This is a genomic window from Paenibacillus hodogayensis (genome assembly GCF_039536325.1).
In the GTDB taxonomy this organism is placed as follows: Bacteria; Bacillota; Bacilli; order Paenibacillales; family NBRC-103111; genus Paenibacillus_AB; species Paenibacillus_AB hodogayensis.
This window is the reverse complement of record NZ_BAAAYO010000010.1, coordinates 378246-398168: the sequence shown is the minus strand read 5'-3', so window position 1 is coordinate 398168 and position 19923 is coordinate 378246. Positions and strand designations below refer to the sequence as shown.

The 19923-nt window shown below is 55.7% G+C and carries 12 protein-coding genes and 1 pseudogene; 10 read left to right on the top strand and 3 right to left on the bottom strand.

Features of this window, described 5'->3' with window-relative positions:
* Positions 1-42: 42 nt before the first annotated feature.
* The 7 genes from ABD796_RS20825 (at position 43) to ABD796_RS20795 (ending at position 11317) form a co-directional block, all read left to right on the top strand.
* Positions 43-1251: an SEC-C metal-binding domain-containing protein gene (locus ABD796_RS20825; RefSeq protein WP_344911319.1), complete on the top strand. Its 1209-nt coding sequence runs from the start codon at positions 43-45 to the stop codon at positions 1249-1251.
* 76 nt (positions 1252-1327) lie between these two features.
* Positions 1328-1765 (top strand): Hsp20/alpha crystallin family protein, encoded by a 438-nt coding sequence (locus ABD796_RS20820; protein WP_344911317.1) that lies wholly within the window; start codon positions 1328-1330, stop codon positions 1763-1765.
* 486 nt (positions 1766-2251) lie between these two features.
* On the top strand, positions 2252-4561 hold the full coding sequence (locus ABD796_RS20815) for a helix-turn-helix domain-containing protein (RefSeq protein WP_344911315.1): 2310 nt from the start codon (positions 2252-2254) through the stop codon (positions 4559-4561).
* A 231-nt stretch (positions 4562-4792) separates the two neighbouring features.
* Positions 4793-6403 carry an extracellular solute-binding protein gene (locus ABD796_RS20810; RefSeq protein WP_344911313.1) on the top strand — a complete coding sequence of 537 codons (1611 nt, stop codon included), beginning with the start codon at positions 4793-4795 and terminating at the stop codon, positions 6401-6403.
* Between the two features lie 104 nt (positions 6404-6507).
* Positions 6508-7407, top strand: coding sequence for an ABC transporter permease (locus ABD796_RS20805; RefSeq protein WP_344911311.1), 900 nt, complete (start codon positions 6508-6510; stop codon positions 7405-7407).
* Between the two features lie 12 nt (positions 7408-7419).
* Positions 7420-8289, top strand: a complete 870-nt coding sequence (locus ABD796_RS20800) for a carbohydrate ABC transporter permease (protein WP_344911309.1) — start codon at positions 7420-7422, stop codon at positions 8287-8289.
* 64 nt (positions 8290-8353) lie between these two features.
* Positions 8354-11317, top strand: coding sequence for an Ig-like domain-containing protein (locus tag ABD796_RS20795; RefSeq protein ID WP_344911307.1), 2964 nt, complete (start codon positions 8354-8356; stop codon positions 11315-11317).
* A 337-nt stretch (positions 11318-11654) separates the two neighbouring features.
* Here the strand turns inward: ABD796_RS20795 and ABD796_RS20790 are convergent.
* Both ABD796_RS20790 and ABD796_RS20785 read right to left on the bottom strand, forming a co-directional pair.
* A pseudogene (locus ABD796_RS20790) lies at positions 11655-13100 on the bottom strand (catalase); the annotation flags it as partial.
* A 218-nt stretch (positions 13101-13318) separates the two neighbouring features.
* Complete coding sequence (locus tag ABD796_RS20785) at positions 13319-14197, bottom strand: LysR family transcriptional regulator (protein WP_344911303.1); 879 nt, start codon at positions 14195-14197, stop codon at positions 13319-13321.
* Positions 14198-14326: 129 nt separating this feature from the next.
* On the opposite strand from ABD796_RS20785, the gene ABD796_RS20780 reads away from it, so the two are divergent.
* From ABD796_RS20780 to ABD796_RS20770, 3 genes are all read left to right on the top strand, one after another.
* Positions 14327-15607 carry an adenylosuccinate synthase gene (locus ABD796_RS20780; RefSeq protein WP_344911301.1) on the top strand — a complete coding sequence of 427 codons (1281 nt, stop codon included), beginning with the start codon at positions 14327-14329 and terminating at the stop codon, positions 15605-15607.
* Between the two features lie 214 nt (positions 15608-15821).
* Positions 15822-17120, top strand: coding sequence for a hypothetical protein (locus tag ABD796_RS20775; protein ID WP_344911299.1), 1299 nt, complete (start codon positions 15822-15824; stop codon positions 17118-17120).
* 446 nt (positions 17121-17566) lie between these two features.
* Complete coding sequence (locus ABD796_RS20770) at positions 17567-18913, top strand: ABC transporter substrate-binding protein (protein ID WP_344911298.1); 1347 nt, start codon at positions 17567-17569, stop codon at positions 18911-18913.
* 22 nt (positions 18914-18935) lie between these two features.
* Here ABD796_RS20770 and ABD796_RS20765 read toward each other — a convergent pair whose 3' ends face one another.
* Complete coding sequence (locus ABD796_RS20765) at positions 18936-19832, bottom strand: helix-turn-helix domain-containing protein (protein WP_344911296.1); 897 nt, start codon at positions 19830-19832, stop codon at positions 18936-18938.
* Positions 19833-19923: the final 91 nt, after the last annotated feature.

Below are 19923 nucleotides of genomic sequence, written 5' to 3'. Positions count from 1 at the left end.
CATAGGGGCTTGTGCAGCCCGGTTTAAGGGAAGGATGAGGACATGAACAAAAAAAGTAACGGTTCGAACCAGCAAGCATTGGTAGATGCGTTGCAGCAGCTCAAAAGCGAAGCGAAAAAGACGGAAGCCCGCGAAGAGGAGAAGCGCTGGTCGCCGATCGACGCGCCGCTTTCTCTCGAAGACGGATTATCCAGACTGACGAAGTCAGATCTTTCGGCCATCCGGTCGAATTGGAATATACGCGGGGCCAGCACGCTGAAAAAGCAGGAACTGATTGCCGTTTTGGAGAAAAATGCCGCCGCGGCGCTCGATTCGCTATGGCTGCTGATGGACGAGACGCAGTATGCGGTTATGAAGAAGGTTGCCGATAACGGCGGTCAAGCATTCGTCTCCTTGGAAGCGCACCAATTGGATTATTTCCAGGAGCGGGGCATGCTTTTTGCCGGTACATATGCAGGGGAAAAGACGCTGATTATGCCGCAAGAAATCGTCAAGCTATTCCGGGGATACGACACCAAGCAGTTGAGCGAGACGGCACGCCAGAATACGGAAACGATCACCCTTGCGCAAGGCATGCTCCACTATTACGGAATGATGAGCGTCACCGAGCTGTTGGATCGACTGAAGCCTCTGGTCGAAACGGAGTCGGAAACGTGGAAGACGATGCTTGTCCTCGAACAAGCGTCCGAGTATTACCGGTTGATGCGCATCGACGGCGAAACGATCATGCACGGCCGCGCATGGAATACGGAATTGATCCGGAAGGAGCTGGAGCAGCGCCCGACCGTGTCCCTTTATCCGTTCACCAAGGAGCAACTGCTGCGCGCGGGAGCGCCCGGCTTTTTGGATCGGTCTGCGAACCATGCGGCTCTTGTCGGCTTGCTGTTGAGCCATTACAACATTTCCGCAGAGGAAGCGGACTCCCAGGTAGAAGATATCGTATACAGCATCCGCAACGGCGGCGCTCTCGGTTCCTTGATGCAGCTGCTGCAAAGCCGCTTCGAGATTCACGATTTGGCGCTTGTTCAGCAGCTGATGGAGCATCTCGTCATTTTGTACAATGCGACCCGGCAATGGATACTTAAGGGCTACGCCCCGTCCGAGCTGTCGCCTTCCCGCAATGCGCCTGCCCGCCCGGTTCCGGCAAAAGGCGGTACCGTCATTGACTTTACAACGCGCAAAAAAGTCGGACGGAACGATCCTTGTCCGTGCGGCAGCGGCAAAAAGTTCAAAAAATGCTGTGGAAGCTAAGACGGAAGGGCGTATAGGCTGCGGCGGGAATGGAAAACTAGCCTAGAATGACCATTTCCGCAAGGAGGTTGCCTCTATGGCTTTGATTCCGTTCGAACCGTTCCGCAATATGGACGGCTGGAAGCGAGATTTTGACCGCATGTTCAACGATTTTCCCGCTTTCTTCCGCGGGGAGCAGCAGTTTGGGTCGCATCGGATCGACGTGCACGAGACGGACAGCGAGGTTGTCGCCACGTGCGATTTGCCGGGCCTGGAGAAAAAGGAAGACTTGCAGATCGACGTGCAAGGCACTACGCTGACGCTCTCCGGCTCGATCAACCGAGCCAACGATGTGAAGGAAGAGCATATGCATCAGCGCGAGCGTTTCTTCGGCCGCTTTCAGCGCTCGGTTGGACTGCCGTCGCCTGTCGACGAGGAGGGCGTGAAGGCGACCTACCGCAACGGCGTGCTGGAAATCCGCATGCGCAAGCTGCAGCCGCCGCCCAAGAAGCAGATCGATATCGAATTTCACTAAAACGATGGCGTCTGGCGTACAAAGCCCGAAATGCGTTGTGACCTTTGCGGTCTCAACGGTTTCGGGTTATTTGCGTCGCCCGGTCTGCCGGAGCCTGCTACTGTCCCCGCGAGGAATAGGCGAATCCCGTTTACCGAATAGAAGGGGGGCAAGAAGGTTGCTGGCACCGCTTCGACGGGCAAGAAGCAACGATTCGACCGGACGCGGCCTGCCTTTAACTGGCGTACGCTTCGTAATGTTCTTTTCTTGCCTGAACGGTTCATTTGTTGCCTGCGTCCGAATACGTGATTATTGCGCTTTCGTGCCGCTTCGACTTATAGTGGTTCATCATGCGGTTGCGGAGTTCGCCCCGATTGTCCCCGCTCCGGCACATGACAGTTATCGGATGATAACTGTTTTTGTCATTTTCCGAAAAAAGGAAGCCGGGTTCCGGCATCGAATTTGCAAATAAACAGCAATCATGCCAACGGGCTTGGGGGATAAGGGATGGAACGCAAAAAACGGTTGTTTCGAGCAATAACGTTCAAAAGAAAATTGATCTTCTATTCGATCCTGATCAGCACGATTCCCGTACTCCTGGTCGGACTGCTTGCCTCCTCCATCGCGGCGCGCATTATCCAGGAGGAAGTCAACATCAATCATCAAGCGTTGTTGAAGCAAGTCGAATATCGCCTGAATCACCTGATGGAAAATTTGAACATACATTCCGTTACGATCGCCACGAATGCAGCAGTGGAACGATCGGTCGAATCGGGGCCGCCGGACAAAAACGATGTCAGCCAATCGATGGAGATGATCGAAACGCTGCGCAAGCAGGTGAATTATTCGCCCATCCGCTACGATGTATCCCTGATTTACAAAAAATTCGATTACGTCTATTCTTCCGTCCATCAATCGATTGCCTATACTCGTTCCGTCTACGACACGATATTCCAGCATACGCGTACGAACCGCAACTTCCCGTTCGTCGTGACGCCGTATACGTATGGTAATAAAGAACTGATGCTGTTAAGGCCTGTTCCGCTCTATTCCTACTATACGGAAGGGGTCGTCGCGTTGAACGTCTCCATCGACGAATTGTCCAAGGTACTGGACGACAGCGGTTCGCCGGACAATTACCGCAGCACAATAGCGGTCGTGGACAAAGAAGGCAAAATGATGATCAGCAGCAACCACGACGATATCGGCTCGAAGCTGACTTCGATGACGGAGCTGTATCAATTTTGGCAAAACCCGCAAGGATATACCGGTTCGATCCGAATGAACGGCATAGCCTACAAGCTGGCGGCGCAGCGATTGCCCGTATACGACTGGACGATCATAGCAATGACGCCGACGCGCGAATTGACGAAGAAGTCCGACGCCATCATCCGGATCACGTGGGAAATTATCGGGGCGCTGGTCGTTTTCTGGATTTTCATCGCGTTTACCGGTTCGAACCGGATGTATGTTCCAATCGAACGCATGTTGCGGAAGATGCCGGCGGAATACGTCGGCTCGACGGATAGCGGCGACGGGCTGAAGACGCTGGAGATGCTGTTGCACGATACGATCCGCGACAACCGCCTGCTGCGGGATCAAATCAACGAGCATATGCCGTCTCTTCAAGAGAACATGTCCCATCACCTATTGTGGGGCGACATGACCGATGCGGAAATACGCCGGAAACGGGACCAGTTCGGCTTGCCGCTGCACGGCTCAACATTTCGGGTCTGCCTCGTCGCGGCGGACGATTATGCCGTTGTGGCGGAACATTACCGGGACAAAGACCATTCCTTGATTCATTATGCGCTGCGGAAAATGGCGGAGGAAATATGTGAAACCGCTTTCTCCTGCATTGTACTGACTCCGCAGCCGGGACAAGTGGCGGTCATCGTCAGCGAATCCGGCACAGAAGACGCGGACGGCGCTACGGAAGCAAAGCTGCATGACATCGCGGCGGACATACGGGGAAGCGTCGCGAAGTATTTCAAGTTCACCGTAAGCGTGGCGATCAGCCGCGCGTACGAAGGGTATTCGGGGATCAGGCATGGCTACCGGGAAGCGCTGGAGCTGTCCGCTTACCGGATGCTCATGGGGCCCGACGTCACGATCACCGAGCAAGAGGTCGAGCCGGCGATCAAGCAGTCGAGCCGCGATATCGTCCAATTGCAGAAGAGCATCCTATCCAATCTGATAGGCGGCAGCACGGACGAGGCGAAGGCTCTGTTGTCGCGGCTCGCTGAACGGATCGGCCAATCCGTCAACAATCCGGAAACGATGTTCGGTATTTTCGATTACTTGCTCGTCGAGCTGGATGCGTACATGCACGAGTTCGCATGCGAGCTGCGAGGGGCGTTCCGCGAAGATATTCATAAGAAGCTGCACAGTCTGAATTCTTTGGCAGCGGTGCAGGAGTGGCTATCGGATACGGTGTTCCCCGTCGTCGTCGCGCAATTGGAGACGGTGCGCGTATCGAAGCAAGAACGAGTCGTCCAGCACGTCCTGCAAAGCATACATAGCGAGTGGGATGCCGATTTGCAGCAAATCGCCCGCCAATACGCCATTTCGGTGCCGCATTTGAGCCGATTGTTCAAGGAAAAGACGGGCGAGCCTTTCTCCGACTATTTGATCCGGGAGCGCATGACGAAGGCGCAGGAATGGCTCACCCGCACCGGCGTGCCGGTCAAGGAAATCGCCGAGCGGCTCCATTATTCGACCATACAAAACTTCAACCGGGCGTTCAAGCAATATACCGGCATGCCGCCAGGGGAGTACCGGAAGCGGGCAGAGGCCGGGGAGCAGGCGGACGGATAGCCGGGAAGCAGCGATCTCGGACACTGGAAGGGGAACGAGGAGCATCGTTTGAAGGGCTTCACATGACGCGGGAAGCACCCGCCAGCGGTAACTTGTTCATATTTTGCGAAATCTGCTCATTTGTTTCCGGCAGGAAATAGGCGAATATTGCGCTTCACAACCATGGCGGAATACGATGTCCATGCCGGCGAAGCGCTTGGCGACAAATAACGATCAAAAAGGAGGAGACGCATGAGACAGATAGGCACAAAGCTCACCATGGGGTTGACGCTGCTTACGATTGCCATGCTTCCCGTATTATCGGCATGCAGCAAAGACACGGGGAGCTCGGCCGCGGGGACGACCGACTCGCCGAAGGCAAACAGCGTCAAGCCGAAAGAGCCAGTCAAGCTGCAAATTTTGACCACGCATGCCGGTGCGGAATATGCGAAGGATGTGAAGGTCGCCGACGATCCTTATATCAAGGAGTTGGGGAATCGCTCCGGCTACGACTTGAAGTTTGAATTTTTAGGGCAAGGCGAAGATTTCAACCAGCAATTGACGGTTCGGTTTGCCTCCAACAATTTGCCGGATTTGATCCGTACGGGCGGGATCGAGGCTTCCACGCATCCCGGAGCCCTGGAACAGGGCGTATTTCAGGATCTTGGCCCGTTACTTGATAAATACGGCCCGAACCTGAAAAAGAAAATCCCGAAAGAAGCATGGGATAGTCCGCAGGTCAGCAAAAACGGCAAAATATTCGGCATCCCCGCGTTTAGCGCCTTATCGGCATCCAAAGTGATTTATATCCGTCAAGATTGGCTGGACAAATTGAAGATGCCGCAGCCGAAGACGCTGGACGAATATGTTGCTTTCTTTGAAGCCGTGAAACAGAACGATATGAACGGCAACGGCAATCCGAACGACGAGTACGGTATTTATGTACAGGAAAATATGCTGTATGCCGATTTGTTCTTCACGGAATTTGGCGTATCGCCTCATGCGTGGCATGTGCAAAACGGCCAAATGGTCCCCGACATGATCCGGCCGGAAATGAAGGATGCCATCAAATTTTGGAAAATGCTGTACGATAAAGGTTACGTGAACCCGAATATGTTCACAACCAAGGGAGTCGACTGGGGGGCGGGCATTTGGCAAGGCAAAGCGGGATTGTGGGAAAACGATGTTATCCAATTGAATTCCACATGGTCGCTCGATAGATTCGTCAACCAGCCCGGCGCGGAAGTGAGCATGATCGCTCCCCCCGTCGGACCGAAAGGAAAAGGCGCCTTATCTTTGCCGTTTAACGGCATCTACTACGTCTGGGTTATTCCATCCTCGTCCAAACATGCGGAAGATGCCATCAAATTTTTGGACTGGGCCTGGTCGGATGAAGCGGACAAATTTTTTGCTTATGGCATAGAAGGGAAAAATTATTCGGTTGACAACGGAACCGTCAAATGGGATCCGGCAGCCCCCAGTAACGCGGAGAAAGGGGCGTCCATTTTCTACCAGATCGTCGTCAACCCGCGCGGAGACGGCCGCATGGTTCCGGATGTGCTGAAATTTACCCAAAATGGCGAAGCGATCACGCAAGGCATCGAGATAGCGAAGAATGCCGTTATTCAAATCGACAATACAGACATGCCGAAGCTGAAAGCCTTCGAGACGCATCCCGAGCTGGTGCCCGGGAACGGCTGGACGATCGGGGGACTTTTCCTCGATATGTTCGCCAAAGTGGTGACAGGCAAGGAGGAGCTTGAGCCGGCGTTCGACAAATTCGTCAGCGAATGGAAACGGCGGGGCGGGGATGAAGCGATTAAGGAAGCGACGGCCTGGTACAACAGCAAAGCCAAGAAATAATCACAGACCGGGACGGACCTGTACGGCGGGACAGTCAGGACGGACCATCGGCAGGCACCGGCCGCACGTCTATTACACTTACGATTATACGAGGAGAGAACGTCGTGCTGAACAGAACGATGCGAAACGACCGTTGGGCTCTGCTGATCCTGATGCTGCCGGGAATGCTGCATTTTCTTGTTTTTCGTTATGCGCCGTTGGCAGGCAACGTGATCGCTTTTCAGGACTATAACATGTTCAAGGGCATTTGGCATAGCGACTGGGTCGGACTCAAACATTTTATGACCATTTTTACGTACAAGGAATTTTATACCGTTATTCGCAATACGCTCGCCTTCAGCTTGCTGTCAATCGTATTCGGCTTCCCGGCACCGCTCGTTCTGGCCCTGCTGCTGAATGAGGTGAGGCGGATGTGGTTCAAGCGGCCGATTCAGACGCTGCTTTACTTGCCGCATTTCCTGTCCTGGGTCATCGTCGGAGGCATTTTCATCAATTTGCTTTCTCTGGATGGAGTCGTCAATTCCATACTTGTATGGTTCGGCGGAAAGCCAATCGATTTTTTGACGCAAGATGGATATTTCCGCGGGATCATTGTGGCGATCGGGATTTGGAAGGAGGTTGGCTGGGGAACGATTATTTACTTGGCCGCCCTTGCCGGCATCAACCCGAATTTGTACGAAGCGGCCGTCGTCGACGGAGCGGGCAGGTGGAAGCAAATGCGTTACGTGACGCTGCCGTCGCTGCTGCCGACGATCGTCGTCCTGCTGCTGTTGCGGATCGGAACCGTGCTGGATGGAAATGCGGAACAACTGCTCATTTTCCTCAATCCGCTCGTGAGGGATGTCGGCGAGGTCGTGGACACTTACGTTTACAGGGTCGGGCTGCTCAAGGCGCAATTCAGTTACACGACGGCGATCGGCCTATTTCAGTCGCTTGTCGGTCTGCTGCTCGTTACCAGTCTGAACGCGTTAAGCAAAAAAACGACCGGCGAAAGCATTTACTAGGAGGAAGGGAACTTGAACACAAGCCATTCCAACCGCATATTTCCTTGGGTGAACGGTGCCTTGTTAACGATAACGGCTCTGTCGATGGTGGTCCCGCTTATTCATCTGGCCGCCGTCTCGTTAAGCTCCCCCGTCTATGCGAATGCGAAACTCGTTTATTTGTGGCCGAAAGGCTTTCAATTGGATGTGTATCGAACGATCTTCGGCATGGAGACATTATGGCGTTCCATGGGCGTCACGATCGCCATCACCGTCGGGGGGACGTTCCTGTATCTTTTTTTTACGTCGACGATGGCGTATGGGTTATCCCGACCTCACGCTCCGGGCAGAAGCTTGATCATGCGACTCGTCCTCATCACCTTTATTTTTACTTCACCGTTAATTCCCGGTTATTTGGTCATCCGCTCGTTGGGACTGGAGAATACGTTGTGGGTGCTCATGCTGCCCGGAGCGATAAGCGCTTTCGGCGTCATTATTATGAAAACTTTTTTTCAAGGACTGTCGTCCGAGCTGTTCGATGCCGGAAAAATCGACGGATGCAGCGAGTTCGGAATTTACGGCCGCATTGCGATGCCGCTCTCGATGGCGGTCAATGCTACGCTTGCGCTCTTTCAGGCGGTAGGGCTATGGAACTCTTATTTCAGCGCGCTGATCTACATTCGCAACAAAGAGTTGTATCCGCTGCAAATTCTTCTCCGCAGCCTAATTCTTGAGGACGACAGCAGATTGAAGCCGCCGGGTGCAGGGAACCTGATGCCCGCTACCCCGGAGATGATGAAAGCCGGCGTCGTGTTGTTCGCGACCGTTCCGATTTTGCTCGTATACCCTTTCCTGCAAAAGTATTTTGTCAAGGGAGCGCTGCTGGGATCGCTCAAGGAGTAAGCGTGTTATCGCCAGTACGTTATCGTTTTGCAAAAAGAACCAACGATAAGGAAGGTGGCCCTGTATGCGCAAGTGGTTCACTCGGATAGTCTGCGTTGCCTTGCTGCTGCAAATGACTTTGCTCCTTGCGATCGGTCAATCAACCGCCTACGCGGATCAACCGGCGGAAACGGGAACGTTGATCTACAGCACGTCGTTCGAGAACCCGGGCATTACGACATGGAATTCCGCCCTGAGCAGCTACGACACCGCAGAGAAGCATACGGGGGCATATTCGTTGAAATATACGAAAACGACTGCCGGTTACGTGCTGCCATCGATGAAGGTCATGTCGTTCGACCCGGCCGCCCGCTATTATGCGACGGTATGGATCAAGACGAGGGGCTATTCGTCCAACGGAACGAGCGGCTCGAATTATGGCGCCTCGGTCATTTTGGACGCCTATGATGCCAATTGGACGAGTTGGAAAGGGGGAGTGGCAAGTCCGGGGGTAACAAGCAACGATTGGACCTTCGTGCGGACGCCCGTGTTCGCCGTTCCTGCCGGTACGGGGCGGCTTCACCTCGTTCCGAGTATGCCGCAAGGCGCGACCGGAGAAGTATGGTTCGACGACTTGCAGCTGTATCAGATCGGCGGCCAGCTGCCTGGCGCCGAACCGCCGGCCGATGTGAATGCGCAGCTCATTTACGACACCTCCTTTGAAAATATGGCCGACTCGACGTGGGTATCCGGCGTATCCAGCTACGATTCGAGTACGAGTCATTTGGGCGATTATTCCTTGAAATATAGGCGGACCGATCCGGCCAATTATACGCTGTTGACGAAACCGTTCGCCTTCGTTCCGAGCCAGAGCTACTACGCCTCCGCTTGGATCAAGACGTCGGGGCTTAGCGGAAACGGGGGCGGCACGATTGCGATCGAAGCGTGGGACGCCGCCGGGAACTGGCTCGGCGGCCAGTACAAGGCGGGCGTCAAATCCGGCGATTGGACGTTCCTCAAGCTGGACCCTTACAGCATTCCCGCTAACGCCGCCAGCGTGCACGTTACCCTGTATGTAGAGCGAAATACGACGGGCACCGTCTGGTTCGACGACTTGAAGCTGTACCGAATCAAGCCGGACATTTTGACCACCAAGCTGTTATCTCCTTCGTACCGTGGCTTGCTGATCGACGGCGATCATGACCAAATCGAAGTTGCGACGCATTTGAACGCCGACGCGAACGTGCTCGGCCAGTACCGCACCACAGTCAAGCTGCTCGATTCCGCCGCTCAGACGGTGGATACCCGGACCGCTCCGGCGGGTTCGGCGGATTACGGCGCCATATTCCCGTCTGCCGGGTTGTCCCCGGGGGCGTACAAGGTGCGCATCGAAGTGTCGGAGCTGGCGACGAACGCCGTCGTCGATTCGGACGAATGGACGGTCAAGAAGCTCGGGACGAACGAAACGAAGCCGGCTTCCTACGTCGACAAGTACGGGCGGCTGCTGGTGAACGGCGAACCGTTCTTTCCGCTCGGCTTCTTTGCCGGCGCCGTCGGAAACGCCGAATTGAGCGACTTGGCGAACAGCCCGTTCAATACGGTGCTGGCCTACAACTATCAAACGTTGACGACGGAAAAGCTCAACCAGATCGCCGCGAACGGACAGAAGCTGATTTTTTCGATCAAGGACTTTTTCCACGAAAGTCCGTATAAGCCGTCGTCCATTCAGACCGAAGCCGACGAAACGGCGGTCATCGCCCAGTATGTAAACCAGTTCAAGAACCATCCTGCGCTTCTGGCGTGGTACGTAAACGACGAGAGGCCCGCCGTCGAAAACCGGGAGCGGCTGATCGCCCATCACCAAGCAGTCGTCGCGAACGACGCCAACCATCCGACGTACTCCGTCGATTTGGCGTTGCCGCGCGCAGACATCATGATGAAGGCGACGGACATATTCGGCACCGACCAGTACCCTGTCTTCGGCCGTGCGGGCGACAACTTGACCATACCGGGTTCCTGGCAGCGAAGCACGAAGGCCTTGCTGCCGCACCGTGCCGCTTGGCAGGTTATCCAGGCGTTCAACTGGGCCAACTATAATGTGGACGGACTGCGGGCGCCGACGGTGGCGGAGCTGCGCTCGATGTCGTGGCAGTCGATCGCCGAGGGCGCGACCGGTCTTATTTACTATTCGTTGTTCGACATCCAGAACGACGCGAGCGGAGTGCCGTACGCCACCTTGCTGGCCAATATGAAGCTAGTCGGGCAGGAGATCAAGGACTTGGTCCCGGTTATTATGTCGGTAGAAGAGACGCCGGCTGTGACGGTGACAGGCGGAGGCAGCTGGCTGAATTGGACGGTGCGCCAATATAACGGGCGCCTCTACGTGATCGCGGCGAACAACGGCAAGGACAGCCATCCGAACGTAACGTTTCAGGTGCCCAACACGGTTTCCGCCAGCGTGTACCACGAGAATCGCTCGCTCCCCGTCGTCAGCGGTTCCTTTACCGATTCCTTCGCACCGCTTGCGGTTCATGTCTACGAGTTGACCCCGGCCCAGGCGCCGGCCGCGTTCGACGCGGCGATTGCGACGCCGGGCAATACGGTCGTAACCGGCACGCTGGCCGCCACGGCGAACGACGGAAGCGCGCTTACGTACAGTGTGACGGCGAACGGGACGAAAGGGACGGTCACCGTCACGAACGCTGCGTACGGCGCATACACGTATACGCCGCACTTGGGTCAGTCGGGGACGGATACGTTCGCGTTCCGCGCCTTTGACGGGAAGCGGTACTCGAACGAAGCGACGGTGACGGTGACGATTACCCCGCTGACGTTGGATGCGATGCTCGGACACGTCAGCCGGTATGAGACATCGGGCGACATCCATCCGGTCTTCGCGGCCGAACTGCGGTACCGGCTGTCGATCATCCGGCTGCTGCTGGAGCAGGGAGAGTGGAAGCAGGCTAGCGCGTACATGCGGGACTTCCGGGAGCACGTGAACGACCCGGCCGTACAGGCGCAGCAGCTGGTATCGCCGGCGGCGACGTAATTGCTCGATGCCGATGCCGCGACGTTGATGGAAAGCTGGACCTGACTCCTGATGCCGCCATAATCACGGACCTTCATGCTCCGATGCGAACATGGGGCAGTATCGCTGAGCTAGTACAAGTCGGACCGGATCAAGCTCTGATTTTGTACTAGTGGTTGCACAAAAAAAACCTTCCGGAAGCACGATTGTCGTGTTTCCAGAAGGTTTTTTTTGCATTGCGCGGCCCCGTTCGCTTCGCTCAATAGCCGTCTGTCGTGCGGCCCAGCTCTGCGGCCATATCTACCCCCTGCTGCTCCCCGACCGAGCCCGTAAGCCCGCCGGCCGAACCGGCCTGCATCAAGCTTTCGGACACTCTGCGACCATAATCCGGGTCCGCGTTCGTGAAGTATTCGATCATTTTCTCGCGTATGGATGGGCGGCAAACGAGGAGCGCTTCGGTCAAATTGGCGATAAGCTCGTCCCGCTCCCAATCCTCGAAGCGGCGGAACGTCTCGCCGGCTTGCTCGAAGTCGTTGGAGCGTTCGAGTTTGCGGCGAGTCAATTTATCGGCATAGGCCGGCTCGTGCTCTTTTCCAGATGGAGCGGCTTCTTTCAGACCGCCGATCGAAGACGGCTCATAGTTGACATGCGGATTTTGCCCGGGAGCCCCGTCGACCGCATAGGCCATCTGTCCGTCGCGCTGGTTGGTCGCGACTTGTTTTTTTGGGGCGTTGACCGGCAGCTGCAAATAGTTGGTGCCGACGCGATGCCGCTGAGTGTCCGAATAAGAAAAGGTTCGTCCCTGCAGCAGCTTGTCGTCCGAAAAATCAAGCCCGTCCACCAGCACGCCGGTGCCGAAAGCGGCCTGCTCCACTTCCGCGAAGTAGTTGTCCGGGTTTCGGTCCAGTACCATTTTTCCGATCGGCAAAAAAGGAAATAAGTCGGCGTCCCATAGCTTGGTCGGATCGAGCGGATCGAAATCAAGCTCCGGATGCTCGTCGTCGCTCATCATCTGTACGCACAGCTCCCATTCCGGGTACTCGCCGCGCTCGATGGCCTCGTACAAATCTTGCGTGGCATGGCTGTAATTTTTTCCCTGAATGACGTCCGCCTCTTTCTGAAGCAGGTTGCGGATCGGGGCGCCGAGCGGCTCCCAATGGTATTTCACAATAACGGCTTTCCCTTCCGCATTGACCCATTTGTACGTGTTGACGCCCGAGCCTTGCATTTGCCGGTAGTTGGCCGGAATGCCCCATGGCGAGAACAGGAACGTTACCATATGGGTTGCCTCCGGAGAGTTGGACAAGAAGTCGAACATTCTCTCCGGGTCGTTGACGTTCGTGACCGGATCGGGCTTGAATGCATGAACCATATCGGGAAATTTCAACGGATCGCGGATAAAGAAAATTTTCAGATTGTTGCCGACCAGATCCCAATTGCCGTCCTCCGTATAAAACTTTACGGCAAAACCGCGCGGATCGCGCAGCGTCTCCGGCGAATGCGCGCCGTGAACGACGGTCGAGAAGCGGACGAAGACGGGTGTGCGTTTGCCCGCTTCCTGAAACAGCTTGGCCCGCGTATAATCGGCGATTCGCCGGTCGCCCGCCCGTCCGTAGGCTTCAAAATAACCGTGCGCGCCGGCTCCGCGGGCATGGACGACCCGTTCGGGGATGCGTTCCCGGTCAAAATGCGATATTTTTTCGATAAAATGGTAGTTCTCGAGCGTGGACGGTCCGCGGCTCCCGATCGTACGTATATTTTGGTTGTCCGAGATAGGGTGACCTTGACGGTCGGTTAGCGTCATTGCGGCATCGCTCGCCGCAGACTTAGCTGCTTCATCAGGTGCGGTTGAAGCGGTCCCGCTTGCAGGTTGACGAGGTAAAGTCATAAGATTCGGTGGCCTCCTGGAACGTATTTGCATCCTGTTCCATTTTTTGCTTGCCGTCAGCGGATTATGCACGTCGGCACGCAAGACCTCCCGGCCAACCTCAGCCGGTCCCGTGTTCGTTTAAAAATCGGATTCTAAGGGAGCAGTTCCAGCAGCCGCTGCGCTGCGGCGGACAACGGTACGTCGCGCAGCGTGACGAGGCCGATATGACGGGCAGGCAGCGGCGGTTCGACGTCGACCTCGCGCAAGGCGCCTGACGCCAACTCTTCGGCGACGAATTCGCGGATCACGCAGCCGACGCCGAGCCCGATCCGGGCGAATTGGACAATCAGCTCGATGCTGCCTAGCTCGATTTCCGGATTCAGACGGATACCCTGTTGTTCGGCAAAAGCGTCGGCGTAGCTGCGGATGCTGCTGCCCTTCTCCAGCATAAGCAGCGGAAGGTCGTTCAGCTCCTTCCAGGACAACGGCGGCCGGGCGGTGAAAGCGGCAGCTTGTCCGGCAACGAAACAGTCGTGGAGAGCCATGCTTTCGCGAACGGTCAGCTGCCGCTCGTCGATGGGCAGGTTGACGACGCCGAAGTCGATCCGTCCTTCCTTGAGCAGAACGAGCGTTTCGCGGGTAGTGCGGTTCGTCACCTGGATTTTCACATCGGGGTACTGGCCGTGAAACGATTCCAGATACGGCAGCAAGTAATAGCGGCATAGCGTGTCGCCCGCCCCGATTTTGACTTCGCCGGTGATCAGATTGCGCATTTCGGCGATTTTTTTCTCCCCGTTTTCGAGAAAATGATGCGCCTGCGATACGAACTTCAGCAGTACCTCGCCTTCGGCCGTAAGCTTGACGCCCCGCGAAGTGCGAAAAAACAAAGGCCCGCCAAGGCGAAACTCCAACTGCTTGATCGAATGGCTGACGGCGGGTTGAGTAATGAACATCCGTTCGGCCGCTTTGGAGAAGCTGCCGGTTTGCGCTACCTCGTAAAAGGCGCGGTACCATTCCATGTTGTCGATCATCGTATACAGCTCCATTTGCTATCGATTTAACTTATATCAGATATTAGTACTATTGATTTTATTTATGGTATTCCTTTTATTATAATCGGTAGTGCAACAGCATAACAAGACCGGAAAGGGGAATGGCACATGCCGGTTACGGCGATTGTGGGAGCGAACTGGGGAGATGAGGGGAAGGGTAAAATAACGGACGCATTGGCCGGGACGTCCAAGTATGTGGTCCGGTTTCAAGGCGGAAGCAATGCCGGGCATACGATTATAAACGAATACGGCAAAATTGCCTTGAATTTGCTCCCTTCGGGCGTATGCCGTCCGGGAACGGTCAATGTGATTGGTCCGGGCGTCGCTTTTCATGCCGGAGATTTCTTCGCGGAGCTGGACGATTTGGCGCGCCGAGGAATTCCCGCGCCGGAGATAAGGCTGTCCGAGAGAGCCCAACTCGTGCTGCCTTACCACCGGCTGTTCGACTCTTTGGAAGAGGAACGGCTTGGAGACCGGCAGTTCGGATCGACGAAGAAAGGGATCGCGCCTTTTTATTCGGACAAATATTTGAAGCTGGGCGTTCAGGTTGCCGATCTGTTCGACAGGCCGCGGCTGCTCGGACGGCTGGAAGCGGCGCTTGAGACGAAAAATGTGCTGCTGGAGCATTTGTACGGCAAGTCCGCGTTGAATGCGGAAGCGTTGGCGGAGGAACTGCTGCTTGATGCGGAGCGGCTGAAGCCTTACGTATGCAACACGACCGAACTGCTGCAAGGAGCTTGGAAACGCGGCGAGTCGATTTTGGTGGAAGGTCAGCTCGGTGCTCTGCGCGACCCGGACCACGGCATATACCCTTACTCGACGTCCTCGTCGACGCTGGCCGGGTTCGCGCCGGTCGGGGCGGGGCTGCCGCCTTACGCCATCGATCGCGTCGTCGCGGTAACGAAGGCTTACTCGAGCTGCGTCGGCGCCGGTCCGTTCGTTACCGAGCTGTATGGCGACGAGGCCGAGGAGCTGCGCAAACGCGGCGGGTCCTCCGGAGAGTACGGAGTCGTGACCGGTCGACCGCGTCGGGTCGGCTGGTTCGATGCGGTGGCCACGCGGTACGGCTGCATGGTACAAGGGGCGACTGAGGTTGCGTTGACCAACCTGGACGTACTTGGTTATCTCGATGAAATACCGCTGTGCACCGCGTATCGGACAGCGACTGGCGGACTGACGGAGTCGTTTCCCGTCAATGCCGGGCTCGAAGCCGTGCAGCCCGTTCTCCAAACGATGCCGGGTTGGCGCACCGATATCTCGGCTGCGCGCGCGTTCGACGAGCTTCCGGCTGCGGCGCAAGCTTACGTACTGCGGGTGGAGGAACTGCTCGGCGTACCGGTGCGTCAAGTATCGGTCGGACCGCGCCGGGAGCAGATGTTCGTGCGATAATTGACCCCTCCATGGCTGCCCCTTGAGGCGCTGAGGCTGCTATAACCGGAACGGCTGCGCCTTCTTCGCGGAAGAGGGCAGCCGTTCCGTTTTATTGTCGCCACCCTGTCATCAAAGTGCCAAAACAAGTCATCAGCATCCTTGAATTGGAAGTTAGCCCCATACGATAATAGATTTGTATGATCAACTTATTGGAAGAGGAGGAAATGTTAAGATGAAGCGCAAACGGGTTTGGATGGGGCTGGCGGCACTGGCGGCGCTGCTCGTCATGCCGTTCACGGCCATGGCCTATTCGCCGGGGGAGGAAGTGACGATAAACTTCCCCAAAACGTTTTTGCCGTTCGACGCGACGAACGTCCATTTCGAAAAAACGGGAGGGCAGGTATTCGTTTCGAACGCGCCGGAAACGATCAACGAGAACGGGGCGTTGCGAGCGGACGGAAGCGTTATTGACGGACAATACAATGCTACGTTGTACCGGGACACGGTTACCGGCGCTTTTCGCTTCTGGGGGTCCCACTACAACAAAACGACGCACCCGCTGACCTTTTGGATTCATGTCAGCAATCCGTCTCAGCAGGAGATCCAATTTTATCGGTGGAACGAAGCTTATTCTGCCGCTTATGTCACGGTGGCAGCCAGCGAAGTAACCCGGACTTTTATGGATGCGCTTCCACAAAAAAGTTTGCTGGCGACAATTCCGGCCGGAGGCTCTTACTATTTTGCATATTCGGATGCGAACCATGTAGCCGTTGACCAGTCAGTCGTTTATTTCGCCCAGTTTTCGGCGGAATCGGCGGCGGACGGCCAAGATGCAGACGTGCTCGTCTCCCATGTCGTGACCACCGCGGACATTACCGATCCGACCCCTTATGCCACGGCGTCAACGATCGCCCGCACGAATGCGACCGATGCCAAATCCGACGATTACCGGGGACTGCTCGATCATTGGGGGCGGACCGGTACGTTAGATGCGACGTTAACCGACGCGAAACCCGTTATCGGACTGCGCCTCGGCGATTTGGGTTATTCCGGCGAACAGGAAAAGCTGCTTACGCGGTGGAACGTACTTGGCCAAGCCGTCGTACAGCAGGAAGTCCGATTCGTGACGCCGACGGTGAACAAGCTTCGCTTGGCATACTGGTATATCGATTACGACATGCATATTAGCATCACCAACGACACCGCCTTTCCCGCAGTCCATACGTTATACGGAAGCAACGGCACTAACCCCGGATTCGTCAATTACCAGCTTAACGGAGGACCGGCTAACAATTATCATTTTGCCGCGAACAAGGTCGTACCGGTGACGACCGCCACCGATTATCAGTTGCGCATGCTGGTCATGCCGTCCGCCTCGCTGCCATATGGCTTGTATGTGGTCGCAGGAAACGCTTCGGCAGTACCGGACGGGATAACCGTCGCCAGGGCGGAACATTCGCTTCCTGCGGCCGACGCCGATCAAGCGGCGGTTCTCGCGAATGCGCTGCACGCCGGTGCTGCGCGGGAGTAGTTGAACGCACGGCTCGGGCTCGTACGGCAGCGGATCTTCGCAGCGAGCGACCTTGGCGTCACGGAATAGAAGCTCCAACCTCAAACCGCCGGAAACGGCGGTTTTTTGTCGCGCATTTCATGTCGAAGCACAGCAATAATTTGAACGTCAATCAAAACATTATCCTATTTTTTCGCCGGCTGGAAATCTATATAATCCAAGTAACAAGCAAATTCCAGGCTCCCGGAAAACGATTCGGAAGCAAGGATAGCTTTGGAGAACTAGCAATCTTTTGCGATAAGCTCAAAATGTAAGCGTTTGCTTAATGGATTCGAATTACAGGACAACCCAAGGGAGGGAAAACGTTATGACGATGGAGCTCCACGACAACAGGTGAGAACGGCCCTACATGTAGACCGCAAAACGGCCATCGCTTGCCGAAGAGAAATCAATAGGAGGTCATGTTCATGAATAAAAAGATCGGATTGCCGCTGCTGCTCGGTGCCGCCATGCTGGGCGCGTCTGCCTGTGGCCAAAGCCAAACACCCGCCGGAGGACCGCAATCGCCGCAAGCCCCGTCCCAGACTCCAGCAACGCAAACGCCCGAGGTGAAGAAGGACCCGATTACATTAACCGTATTCGGACTCGGGGTGCCGGAGCAGGAGTTCAACGACCGGTTTCGGACTGCGCTCGAGAAGAAGTTTCCGTACATCACATTCAAGTATATCCCGCCGGATAAAGGCAACTCGCTGCCGGAACTGGTCGCTCGCGGCGAAACTCCCGATTTGATTCGCACCGACGTGCCCAATCTGAAAAACAACTACCTGGACCTGAAGCTTGGAACCGACCTGAACGAATATGTGCAAAAATTCAAAGTCGATCTGACCCGATTTAACGCGCCGTTCATCCAGGAAATGATCGATGCCGGGCAAACGGGAGCTTTGTACGGCATTCCATATTCCCCGTACTTCCCGATGGTGCTCACCTACAATAAAGATCTGTTCGACCAGTTCGGCGTCGCTTATCCGAAGGACGGGATGACGTTCGACGAGGTGTACGATCTTGCCCAGAAGATGAGCAGAGCCGAGGGTGGCAAGGTGTATCGCGGTTTTAGCGCCAATATTATGGCGATGCTGCGCGACAATACGTTCGGCTACCCGATTCTTGACCCGAATGCCGACGGTCTGTACGACCCGGAGAAATGGAAGCCGCTGTTCAACAACTTCAAGCGGTTTTACGAGCTGCCGAACAATACGATCGAGGTCACGCGGCCGGCGGAAATCAACGACGCCTTCAAGAAGGGCAATGTGGCGATGCAAATCAACCAGTACAGCCAATATTTGCCGATCCCGCCGGAAATCAATTGGGATATCGTATCGTACCCGACGCTCAAGGACGCTCCGCAAAAAATGGCTTGGCGCGGGCCGGCTTACTGGTCCGTCTCCGCGACGAGCAAGCACAAGGACGAGGCGTTTCAGGTCATCATGGAGATAGCGTCCGACGAAGTGCAGCTTGCCGATGCGAAGAAAGGGCTGCTTCCGACCGTTGCGAGCAAAAGCATCCGGGACGCCTTTGGGCAGGAACGGCCGGATCTGAAGAGCAAAAACAGCAAAGCGCTGTTTTATTACTCGGAATGGGCTCCTTACTCGCCAAAACGGAAGGCGGGATTGGCCAACGTCGCTACCGTCGTCCAGCAGGATGCCATGGCGCAGACGTTTCACGACGTGGCCACGAACAAGGTAGATGTCAACACGGGCTTGAGACAACTGGACGAGAAGCTGAAGGCGGAGCTGGCGAAGGAGAAGAGCAAGTGACAAGGGAGCGGCTCCTCCCGGGCTACTTCTCGATGCGCAGGGCATGCGCCGTCTGGACGCCGACGGTCTGACGGTATTGGTTCGGCGTCATGCCGACAAGCGATTTGAACACGCGGATGAAGTAATTGCTGTTGTCAAACCCGGTATCGCGGGCGATCGTCTCCAGCGTCTTGTTCGTCTGGCTCAGCAGGGCGGACGCTTTCTCGATGCGGATTTTGCGCAAATATTGCATCGGCTGTATGCCGGTTTTGCCCAGGAAGACGCGGCTGAAGTGGTATTTGGACAACCCCGACTTGGCGGCAATGTCGTCCAGGGAGAGAGGTGCGGCATATTGCGACTGCATGTGCCGGATGGCGATGCGGACCGGCTCGGGAGAATCTTTGAACTGCACGATATCGTAGCCCTCGGAAATGCGGTTCAACTCCATGACGAAGCGGTACAGCTGAGAGGAGACGTAGTATTTGTCAAGCTGGGCGTTGCTGTAAATGAGCGAGTACAGCTCGCTGATGCAATGAATCGGCTCCAACTGCTGCTCGAACGAGATGACCGGACCGAACCGCTCGATCAGCGACTGCCAATGGCGGACGGCATCCTCCCCGCGCACGGCGATGAACAGAAATTCCCAATGGCCGAACGATTCGTCGAAAAAGTACAGATGATCGCTCGGCAGCGTGCACAGAAAGCCGCAATGCTTCGGTACCATAAATTCGCGGTCGCCGTAGCGGATCGCGCCTTGGCCGGATAACGTGAACTGGAAGATGACGCCTTCGCCGTCGGTTCGCTTGATGCCGTCATAGCGGTAGCTTGGCGAATCGACATGCTGCCAGCCGATGCCGCCGAGACGCATGCTTAACATGGATGGGGTCAAGTACCGGTACTGGAACGTTTTACGGCTGCATTGCTCATGCGGGAACAGCAATATTATCCACCCCAATCATAAGAAATTGCTATATATACTCAACAGTATAGCAGATAAGATAACCAGTGTAAGGAGAATTATGGAATAAATA

Bases quoted from the DNA above. Each gene is read 5' to 3' on its own strand.
- ABD796_RS20795 (WP_344911307.1), top strand. From the start codon at position 8,354: ATGCGCAAGTGGTTCACTCGGATAGTCTGCGTTGCCTTGCTGCTGCAA.
- ABD796_RS20775 (WP_344911299.1), top strand. From the start codon at position 15,822: ATGAAGCGCAAACGGGTTTGGATGGGGCTGGCGGCACTGGCGGCGCTG.
- ABD796_RS20785 (WP_344911303.1), bottom strand. From the start codon at position 14,197: ATGATCGACAACATGGAATGGTACCGCGCCTTTTACGAGGTAGCGCAA.
- ABD796_RS20815 (WP_344911315.1), top strand. From the start codon at position 2,252: ATGGAACGCAAAAAACGGTTGTTTCGAGCAATAACGTTCAAAAGAAAA.
- ABD796_RS20810 (WP_344911313.1), top strand. From the start codon at position 4,793: ATGAGACAGATAGGCACAAAGCTCACCATGGGGTTGACGCTGCTTACG.
- ABD796_RS20770 (WP_344911298.1), top strand. From the start codon at position 17,567: ATGAATAAAAAGATCGGATTGCCGCTGCTGCTCGGTGCCGCCATGCTG.
- ABD796_RS20820 (WP_344911317.1), top strand. From the start codon at position 1,328: ATGGCTTTGATTCCGTTCGAACCGTTCCGCAATATGGACGGCTGGAAG.
- ABD796_RS20780 (WP_344911301.1), top strand. From the start codon at position 14,327: ATGCCGGTTACGGCGATTGTGGGAGCGAACTGGGGAGATGAGGGGAAG.
- ABD796_RS20825 (WP_344911319.1), top strand. From the start codon at position 43: ATGAACAAAAAAAGTAACGGTTCGAACCAGCAAGCATTGGTAGATGCG.